The sequence below is a fragment of the Noviherbaspirillum sp. genome (assembly GCF_036846085.1).
Lineage (GTDB): Bacteria > Pseudomonadota > Gammaproteobacteria > Burkholderiales > Burkholderiaceae_D > Noviherbaspirillum.
The window spans coordinates 1-9,352 of record NZ_DAIUCO010000218.1 but is presented as its reverse complement, the minus strand read 5'-3'; the positions used below and the strand labels follow the sequence as shown (position 1 = coordinate 9,352).

The window sequence follows — 9,352 nt, the reverse complement described above, 5'->3', positions numbered from 1 at the left end:
GGCCAATATGGATCAGGCCGAAAAGCAGGTTCGCCGCATGGAGGGCATCATCAACTCGATGACGCCGCTGGAACGTGCCAAGCCGGAACTGATCAAGGCGTCGCGCAAGCGCCGGATCGCCGCCGGCGCCGGTGTCCAGGTCCAGGAAGTCAACCGCATGCTGGCGCAGTTCGAGCAGATGCAGTCGATGATGAAGAAGCTCAAAGGCGGCGGCATGGCGAAAATGATGCGCGGCATGAAAGGCATGCTGCCCGGCATGCGCTGATCCCCTTGCCTCCACGGCGGCGCCCGCCATGGAGGCAACCGCTCCTTCGGAGCCTCCCGTTCCTCCTCCGCGGCCAAGCGTCCGCTCCCACCCAAGTCCCAAAGCCCTTCTTCCGGCCTCGGCAAATCGCACTATGGCGATGCACTACCCCGTCCGCCCTTGGCCATCATGCTTTTCTCCTATGAAGAACGACGTGGCACCAAGCAGACAAAATCGCGTGAATACGTGTAAAAAAGACTTGCATAGCCATCAAAAGCGCACCACTATTAGCGGTGCGTGATATGACGCATTTTCCCAACACTTATGTGAAGGAGGCTTGAAGATGGCAACAGCCAAAAAACCCGCGGCCAAATCAGCCGCAAAGAAGCCCGCAGCAAAGAAAGCAGCAGCAAAGCCCGCAGCAAAAAAAGCAGCACCAGCAAAGAAAGCCGCTCCTGCTAAAAAGGCGGCAGCCAAGCCTGTAGCGAAGAAGGCCGCAGCGAAGCCCGCAGCAAAGAAAGCGGCGCCAGCCAAGAAGGCAGCAGCCAAGCCGGCAGCAAAGAAAGCCGCAGCAAAACCAAAGACCGCGCGCAAACCAAATGCAGCATTCATGAAGCCGATGACACCGTCCGCCACACTGGGCGCAGTGATCGGTGCAAATCCGCTGCCGCGTACTGAAGTCACCAAGAAGGTCTGGGACTACATCAAGAAGAACAAGCTGCAAGACGAAGCCAACAAACGCATGATCAATGCGGATGACAAGCTGAAAGCTGTGTTTGGCGGGAAGAAGCAAGTGTCGATGTTTGAAATGACCAAACTCATTTCCAATCACCTGCAATAATCGTTTTCCCAAAGGCCAAACAAAAACGCCCGCATCGCGCGGGCGTTTTTGTTTGCGCTGGCAGCTTCCAGCCCGGCGCATCCGACATCATTTCGACCAAGGAGGAAGCAGGTCCGTCGGACGCGTTTGCGGCACCGGTCACTTCCTGAATTCCCATTGTTTCCATGCGGCCAGAACCGCGTTGGGATATGGGGCCTTGCCCCGGCTGCCGTTATAGCGCCCCAGCGCGAGATACAGATTGCCGCCTTCCATATCGAGATACATGCGCAGGATCGAACAGCCATAGCGCAAATTGGTCTGCATGTGAAACAGCTTCCTGCGATCGCCATCGCCGACCACCCGCGTCCAGAACGGCATGACCTGCATGTAGCCGTGGGCGCCGACCGGGGAAATGGCGTACTTCCGGAATGCCGATTCGACCTGGATCAATCCCAATACCAGCGCTGAATCGAGTCCCGCGCGCTTGGATTCGTACCAGACAGTCTCCAGAAATTCCCGCCGCGTCTGCCGGTCGGGCATTTTTCTTTTCAGGCGTTCCGACATCTCGCCCAACCAGTGCAGGTACTGGATCCGTTCATCGATATTCGCGAACTCGGGTCTTGGAGGGCGCGCATCGCTGATTGCGTTGGACAGCGCCACGCGCACCGAATCGGCTATCGCCTCCTCCTTCTGATTCCCGGCGGCCGCAGGGCCGGCAGGTAACAGGAACGCCACTATTGCAACGGAACACCAGAGATGCCGCCGAAAACCGAAACCGCGCATCAGCTCGACAGCCTGCCGCCCATGAACGCCACCATGTCGGCAACCGGAACAGCAGTGGCCGCCGTATCGCGCCGCCCCTGGTATTCGAGCTTGCCTTCCTTGAGTCCGCGTTCGCCGATGACCACGCGATGCGGCACGCCGATCAGCTCCCAATCGGCGAACATGACGCCCGGACGCTCGCCGCGGTCATCAAGGACCACATCGACACCGGCCGCCAGAAGCGCCTCGTACAGCTTGTCCGCTTCCGCCTTGACCGTCTCGTTGCGGTCGTACCCCATTGGGCACAACACCACTTCAAATGGCGCGATCGATGCGGGCCAGATAATGCCTTTGTCGTCGAAATTCTGTTCGATGGCCGCGCCCAGGATGCGAGTCACGCCGATGCCGTAGCAGCCCATCTGGATCAGCTGCGGCTTGCCGGTTTCATCGAGATACGTGGCGTTCATGTCCTTCGAATACCGGGTTCCAAGCTGGAACACGTGACCGACTTCGATTCCTCGCTGGATGGCCAGCACGCCCTTCCCGTCCGGCGATGGATCGCCTTCGACGACGTTGCGCAAGTCGGCCACGATGGGCTCCTGTGCGTCGCGTGCCCAGTTGACGCCGGTGAAATGGAAATCCGCCTCGTTGGCGCCGCACACAAAGTCGCTCATGGCGGCGACGGTCCGGTCCGCGACCACATTTACCGGCTTCTGGGTGCCGATCGGGCCAAGGTAGCCGGGTGGCGTGCCGAACCACTCGATGATCTCGGCTTCGGTAGCGAACCGGTAGCCGGACAGACCCGGCACCTTGCTGGCCTTTACCTCGTTGAGATCATGGTCGCCACGCAGCAGCAGCAGCCACAATTCCTTCTTGACGACTCCTTCCTGCTCCCGTTCCACTGTCAACACAATGGACTTGACGGTGCGCGACAACGGCAGGCCGAGCAGCGCAGCCACGTCTTCGCATTTCGACTTCCCGGGTGTCGGCGTCTTGGTCAACGGCGCCGCCGGCGCGGCACGCTCGCCCGCAGGCGCCAGTGCCTCCGCCGCTTCGATGTTGGCTGCATAATCGGAAGCCGGGCAATACACCAGCGCATCTTCGCCGGTATCCGCGATCACATGGAATTCATGCGAACCCGAACCGCCGATCGCGCCATTGTCGGCGGCAACTGCGCGGAACTGGAGGCCAAAGCGATCGAAGATGCGAACATAGGCGTCATACATCGCCTGATACGATTTCTGCATGCCTTCGGCATCTCGATCGAAGGAATAGGCATCCTTCATCGTGAATTCGCGGCCTCGCATCAGGCCGAACCTGGGACGCCGCTCATCGCGGAATTTGGTCTGGATATGATAAAAATTGATCGGTAGCTGGCGATACGATCTGATGTCGGAACGGACGATATCGGTAATGACTTCTTCCGATGTCGGCTGGATCGCGTAATCCCTGCCATGCCGATCCTTGACCCGCATCAGTTCCGGGCCCATCTTGTCCCATCGTCCGGTCTCCTGCCACAGTTCGGCAGGTTGCACGACCGGCATCAGCAATTCGACCGCGCCGGCGCGGTTCATTTCTTCGCGAACGATGTTCTCCACCTTGCGGATGACCCGCAGGCCCATCGGCATGTAGTTATAAATGCCGGACCCAAGCCGTTTGATCATCCCTGCCCGAAGCATGAGTTTATGGCTGATGATTTCTGCGTCGGATGGGGCTTCTTTGAGAGTGGAAACAAAAAATCGTGAGGCGCGCATGGCGGTGAATTCTTTTTAAAAAGAGAGGGTTATAATCAACTCAATTTTAAAGGATTAGCTGGCTGATGCACCCATTCCGCACACAATTGATTCATGACTGCCGCCCCGTACAGCGCTTGCAGAGGCGCTGTACGGGGCGGCGCATGCCAAACAGGTAACGACAGGGCACCAGCCGCAGAAAGTTTTGAGGTGCAACATGCTGGATCGTGAAGGCTTTCGCCCGAACGTCGGCATTATCCTGCTCAACACCAACAATGAAGTATGGTGGGGCAAACGGGTGCGCGAACATTCGTGGCAATTCCCGCAGGGCGGCATCAAGTTCGGCGAGACGCCGGAACAGGCAATGTACCGCGAGCTGGAAGAAGAAGTCGGCTTGCGGGCCGAACACGTCAAGATCATTGGCCGGACCCGGGACTGGCTTCGTTACGAGGTACCGGACCGGTTCATCAAGCGTGAAATCCGGGGCCATTACCGCGGCCAGAAACAGATCTGGTTTTTGCTGCGGATGATCGGCCGCGACTGCGATATCAATCTGCGCATCACCGACCATCCAGAATTCGATGCGTGGCGCTGGCACGATTACTGGGTGCCTTTGGACGTCGTGATTGAATTCAAGCGCGAAGTCTATCAGAAGGCGTTGCAGGAATTATCACGCTTCCTGACCCGTCCCGGACGTAACAGCGGTCCGCGCCAGAATGCCCGTTACCTGCGCCAGAACCATGGAACGCGGGTGAGCGAGGAAGTGTCGCCCCCGGTGGCAAAACCCAAGACTGAATGAGCGTTGAATGGCATTGATTAATTTTCTTTTCACAAACAGCACATCGGCAAGGCGCCGCATGCTGCTTGCTGCTGCGTGCGCATCGCTGACATCCTTTGCGACGCTTGGCCTCGCGCAGTCCCGCTTCGAGGAAGAGTTTGATGATGAGGAAAAGCCCTGGCAGGAAATAGCGGTGCAGTTGCCGGCCGCGCCGGCCGCAGAGAATCTCATTCCCTTCTATGTCAGCGCCACCGCAACCCAGTCCTTTGCCATCGACGGCAATTCGCTCACGGTCGGAAGCGACGGTGTCGTGCGCTACACGATGGTCACCAGGAGCGGCGCCGGTGCAACCAATGTCAGCTACGAGGGCATTCGTTGCGAATCATTCGAGAAAAAACTGTATGCATTCGGACGTCCCGATGGCAGCTGGTCGCGATCACGCAGGGATCAATGGGAGCCGATCATGAGAAATGCCGCCAATCGGCAGCATGCCGCGCTCGCGATGGAATATATTTGCCAGGAAAAAACAATTGCGGGCAATGCCCGGGATATCGTCGGGCGACTGCGTCAGCAACGATCTCTCGCACCGCACCATTCACGATAGCAAGCGACGGTGCAGTACACGGAAGCTAAAGATTGACTGGGTTCAAAGCAGGACCATGTTATCCCGATGGATCAGCTCAGGCTCTTCCACGAATCCCAGGATCTCCATGATGTCGGCTGACGGGCGGCGCATGATCCGCCGGGCGTCTGAACTGGCATAGTTGCTCATGCCGCGGGCGACGGCCCGGCCGGATTCATCGGTACAAGTGATCACGTCGCCGCGACCGAATTCGCCTTGCACGTTGATGACGCCAATCGGCAGTAGCGACTTGCCCTCCGTCGTCAGCTTCAGAACCGCCCCGGCATCAAGCACCACCTTGCCGGCCGTCTGCAAGTGATCGGCCATCCATTGCTTGCGCGCGGTCAGCTGCGCGGTTTGCGCGGTCAGCTGCGTGCCGATTGCTTCGCCGGAGGCCAATCGAACCAGCACCTGCTCCTCCCTGCCCCAGGCGATGACGGTATGCGCGCCGGAAGTCGCCGCTCGTTTTGCGGCGAGTATCTTGGTCAGCATCCCGCCCCGCCCGATGCCGGTGCCGGCTCCGCCTGCCATTGCCTCCAACGCCGGATCGCCCGCTTTTGCCTCATGAACGAATTGCGCATTTGGATCCTTGCGCGGATCGGCGGTGTACAAACCTTTCTGGTCGGTCAGGATGACAAGCGCGTCGCCTTCAAGGAGGTTGGCTACCAAGGCGCCGAGCGTATCGTTGTCACCGAACTTGATTTCGTCCGTCACCACCGTATCGTTCTCATTGATGATCGGGACGACAGCGAGGCGCAGCAGTGTGAACAAGGTCGAGCGCGCATTCAGATAGCGCTCGCGGTCAGCCAGGTCGGCGTGAGTCAGCAGAACCTGGGCAGTACGCAACTGATGCTGTCGAAAGCTGGTTTCGTAGATTTGCGCAAGTCCCATCTGGCCGACCGCCGCGCATGCTTGCAACTCATGAATTTCTGTCGGACGGCGTTCAAAGCCAAGCCGTTGCATGCCTTCCGCAATTGCTCCGGAGCTGACAAGCACTACTTCCTTGCCCATGGCACGCAGTTGCGCGATTTGTTCGGCCCACTTGGCGATGGAGACATGATCCAATCCCTTGCCGTCATTCGTTACGAGGGATGAGCCGACTTTAATGATCAGGCGTTTGGATTTTTGAATGACGGAGTTCATATTTTTATATTGTCCATCGCAGCACGGTAGGCGACGTGCAGGCAGTTGCCATACTGATGATATCGCTCCGGATCGCCTCGCTGCGCGCACAGGCGAAAACGTCTCCGGTGGCGAACTTCTTATTCCATGACCTTGAAGCGCGGATCGTCCGGATCGATCGAAGCGATGCTACGCGCCTCTTCAACCATCTGCGTCTCCTCCGCGCGATGCTCTTGCTGGCGCTGCGCCGCCAGATATTCATAAATCGCGATGACGAGGTCCTCGCAACCATCGCGCGTCAGCGCCGAAATTTCAAACACCGGACCTTTCCAGCCAAAGCGCTTGACGAAATCCTTGACCCGCTTCTTGCGCTCATCTTCAGGCACCACGTCAAGTTTGTTCAGAACCAGCCAACGCGGCTTTTCGAACAGCGACTCGTCATACTTTTTCAACTCCTTGACGATGGCCTTGGCTTCTTTCACCGGATCGACCGTATCTTCAAACGGCGCAAGATCCACGATATGCAGTAGCAATCGTGTGCGCTGAAGGTGACGCAGGAACTGGTGCCCCAATCCGGCGCCTTCCGCCGCTCCTTCGATCAGGCCAGGAATATCGGCGATCACGAAGCTCTTTTCGTGACTGACTCGCACCACGCCCAGATTTGGATGCAATGTCGTGAAAGGGTAGTCGGCGATCTTTGGCCGGGCATTGGATACCGCGGTGATGAATGTCGATTTACCAGCATTCGGCATACCGAGCAAGCCGACGTCAGCGAGCACTTTCAATTCCAGGCGCAGTTCGCGGCGCTCGCCTTCCTTACCGTCCGTCTTCTGTCGCGGAGCGCGATTCGTGGATGTCTTGAAGTGAATATTGCCCCATCCGCCCTCACCGCCTTTGGCAAGCAATACCGCTTGCCCATGATCAGTCAGGTCGGCAATAGTTTCGCCGCTATTGACATCGGTGATCAGGGTTCCGACCGGCATGCGCAATTCAATATCATCCGCACCCTTGCCGTAGCAATCCGAGCCGCGCCCGTTTTCGCCGTTTTTGGCCTTGTGCAGCTTGGAATAGCGGAAATCAACCAGCGTATTGATGTTACGGTCTGCGACCGCCCAGATACTTCCGCCTTTACCGCCGTCACCACCATCTGGGCCGCCAAAAGGACGGAATTTTTCACGGCAAAACGACGCGACGCCGTTGCCGCCGTCTCCCGCAATGACTTCAATTTTTGCTTCGTCGATGAACTTCATGATTTTGCCGCTGAAATGTGGTGCTACAAATTAAAAAGGCTCTACCGTCGGCAGAGCCTTTTGAAGGAAGGCTTTCGCCTTGTGCCGTTGGCTGCCCGATCGATCAGGCAGGTACGACTACCACGGTATGGCGCTGTGCAGCGCCCTTGGTGGTGAATTTCACTTTTCCGTCGACCAGTGCGAACAGGGTGTGATCCTTGCCCATGCCGACGTTTTCACCTGCGTGCATGCGTGTGCCACGCTGGCGCACGATGATACCGCCTGCATTGATGGCTTGGCCACCGTAAACCTTCACGCCAAGTCGTTTCGACTCGGAATCGCGACCGTTGCGCGTGGTGCCGCCGCCTTTTTTGTGTGCCATTTCAGACTCCTGGATATTCGGTTAGCTCGAACGATTCGCTTGATTATGCGTTGATCGAGACGATTTGCAATTCGGTGTAATTTTGACGATGGCCTTGACGCTTCTGGTAGTGCTTGCGGCGGCGCATCTTGAAAATCTTAACCTTATCGTGACGACCGTGCGCCACTACCGTAGCCTGGACCTTGGCACCATCAACCAGCGGCGCACCAAATTTAATGGTGTCACCAGCGCCCACTGCGAGCACTTGATCAAGGGTGATTTCGGAACCAATGTCTGCCGGTATCTGTTCTACTTTGAGTTTTTCGCCAGCAGCAACTTTATATTGTTTGCCACCGGTTTTTATGACCGCGTACATGTGAAACCTCATCGATTAATTTAAAGGAACTTTTCCTCGCCACCGCCCGTTTCAGACCGGCCAATTCGAGAAAACCCCAAATTATACATAGACTTAGCATCTCAGTCAAAGCAAAAACTGTCCTGCAGGCTGGTGACGGACTCAAGCTTCGCCTCTCCATGCCATTCGCGACGCTGTGCACCCTTGTCGTCGTATAATTCCCGCAATTGATGATTTCAGCAGGTTTTTATCTTGTCCGCCGCCCTCCGACCCGCCATCCAACACTCCTTCACCGATCCGATTGCTGCTGACATGGATGCCGTGAACACGGTCATCCGGCATCAACTGCATTCGGAAGTGCCATTGGTCAACCAGATTGCGGAATACATCATCAGCGCAGGCGGGAAACGCATCCGGCCTGCCCTCGTGCTTCTGATTGCCAATGCCCATGGCTACACGGGCCCCCATCATCACGTGCTGGCAGCGGTCATTGAATTCATTCATACAGCAACGCTGTTGCACGACGATGTGGTCGACGAGTCCTCGCTTCGACGCGGCCGGCAGACGGCCAACGCGCTTTTCGGCAATGCCGCCTCTGTTCTTGTCGGCGACTTCGTCTATTCACGCGCTTTCCAGATGATGGTTTCCGTCGATGATATGCGTGTCATGCGCATCCTTGCCGACGCAACCAATGTCATCGCCGAAGGCGAGGTGCTGCAGTTATTGAACATGCACGACCCGGACGTCACCGAAGAACGGTATCTGCAGGTAATCCGCTGCAAAACCGCCAAGCTGTTCGAGGCCGCTGCGCAACTCGGCGCACTGGTGGCCGGCGCAGATGCAACAGCGGTCAGCGCGGCCGCCGAGTACGGACGATCTCTCGGCACTGCATTCCAGCTCATCGACGATGTACTGGACTATTCCGGCAACGCAACCGATATCGGCAAGAATGTCGGTGACGACCTGCGTGAAGGCAAGCCGACACTGCCACTCATTTATCTCTTGCAAAACGGCACTCCTGACCAGCGAAACCTCGTGCGGGCCTGTATTGAACATGGCGATGAAGAGCAGTTCGAGGCCGTCTTGCATGCAATCACCACCTCGGGTGCGCTTGATTACACCAAGCGTGAAGCTGAGAAAGCTGCCCGCCGTGCCAGCGAAGCGATTACAAAGCTGTCAGATAGCCAATTCAAAGATTCTTTGCTAGAATTATGCGCTTTCGCGGTCGACCGAAATCATTAAGCACTTCCCGCTTACGCACTCGGTGACGACGCCGGAATCGGGGTGTAGCTTGCCTGGTAGAGCGCTACGTTCGGGACGTAGAGG

General features: G+C 57.4%; 10 protein-coding genes and 1 pseudogene. 5 read left to right on the top strand and 6 right to left on the bottom strand.

Going from position 1 to position 9,352, the window contains the following annotated elements:
• Positions 1-265: pseudogene (locus V7080_RS20150) on the top strand (signal recognition particle protein); the annotation flags it as partial.
• 322 nt (positions 266-587) lie between these two features.
• Positions 588-1,085 (top strand): SWIB/MDM2 domain-containing protein, encoded by a 498-nt coding sequence (locus V7080_RS20145; protein ID WP_326858963.1) that lies wholly within the window; start codon positions 588-590, stop codon positions 1,083-1,085.
• Positions 1,086-1,223: 138 nt separating this feature from the next.
• Here V7080_RS20145 and V7080_RS20140 read toward each other — a convergent pair whose 3' ends face one another.
• Positions 1,224-1,847, bottom strand: coding sequence for a lytic transglycosylase domain-containing protein (locus tag V7080_RS20140; protein WP_334190177.1), 624 nt, complete (start codon positions 1,845-1,847; stop codon positions 1,224-1,226).
• The gene (locus V7080_RS20135) at positions 1,847-3,580 is read right to left on the bottom strand and encodes a proline--tRNA ligase (RefSeq protein ID WP_334190176.1); all 1,734 of its coding nucleotides are present in this window, start codon (positions 3,578-3,580) and stop codon (positions 1,847-1,849) included. The genes V7080_RS20140 and V7080_RS20135 overlap by 1 nt, the downstream gene beginning before the upstream one ends.
• 196 nt (positions 3,581-3,776) lie before the next feature.
• Here V7080_RS20135 and V7080_RS20130 point away from each other — a divergent pair, with 196 nt between their 5' ends.
• Both V7080_RS20130 and V7080_RS20125 read left to right on the top strand, forming a co-directional pair.
• Positions 3,777-4,358, top strand: coding sequence for an RNA pyrophosphohydrolase (locus V7080_RS20130; RefSeq protein WP_334190175.1), 582 nt, complete (start codon positions 3,777-3,779; stop codon positions 4,356-4,358).
• A gap of 7 nt (positions 4,359-4,365) precedes the next feature.
• On the top strand, positions 4,366-4,941 hold the full coding sequence (locus V7080_RS20125; protein ID WP_334190174.1) for a CNP1-like family protein: 576 nt from the start codon (positions 4,366-4,368) through the stop codon (positions 4,939-4,941).
• A 42-nt stretch (positions 4,942-4,983) separates the two neighbouring features.
• Here V7080_RS20125 and proB read toward each other — a convergent pair whose 3' ends face one another.
• The 4 genes from proB to rplU form a co-directional block, all read right to left on the bottom strand.
• Positions 4,984-6,102 carry a glutamate 5-kinase gene (gene proB, locus V7080_RS20120; protein ID WP_334190173.1) on the bottom strand — a complete coding sequence of 373 codons (1,119 nt, stop codon included), beginning with the start codon at positions 6,100-6,102 and terminating at the stop codon, positions 4,984-4,986.
• Positions 6,103-6,221: 119 nt separating this feature from the next.
• Positions 6,222-7,331 (bottom strand): GTPase ObgE, encoded by a 1,110-nt coding sequence (gene obgE / locus V7080_RS20115; RefSeq protein ID WP_334190172.1) that lies wholly within the window; start codon positions 7,329-7,331, stop codon positions 6,222-6,224.
• 103 nt (positions 7,332-7,434) lie between these two features.
• On the bottom strand, positions 7,435-7,692 hold the full coding sequence (rpmA, locus tag V7080_RS20110) for a 50S ribosomal protein L27 (RefSeq protein ID WP_334190171.1): 258 nt from the start codon (positions 7,690-7,692) through the stop codon (positions 7,435-7,437).
• Positions 7,693-7,735: 43 nt separating this feature from the next.
• Positions 7,736-8,047, bottom strand: coding sequence for a 50S ribosomal protein L21 (rplU, locus tag V7080_RS20105; RefSeq protein ID WP_151635680.1), 312 nt, complete (start codon positions 8,045-8,047; stop codon positions 7,736-7,738).
• 291 nt (positions 8,048-8,338) lie between these two features.
• Between rplU and ispB the strand changes: the two genes are divergently transcribed.
• Complete coding sequence (ispB, locus tag V7080_RS20100) at positions 8,339-9,268, top strand: octaprenyl diphosphate synthase (RefSeq protein WP_334190178.1); 930 nt, start codon at positions 8,339-8,341, stop codon at positions 9,266-9,268.
• The last annotated feature ends 84 nt before the right edge of the window (positions 9,269-9,352 follow it).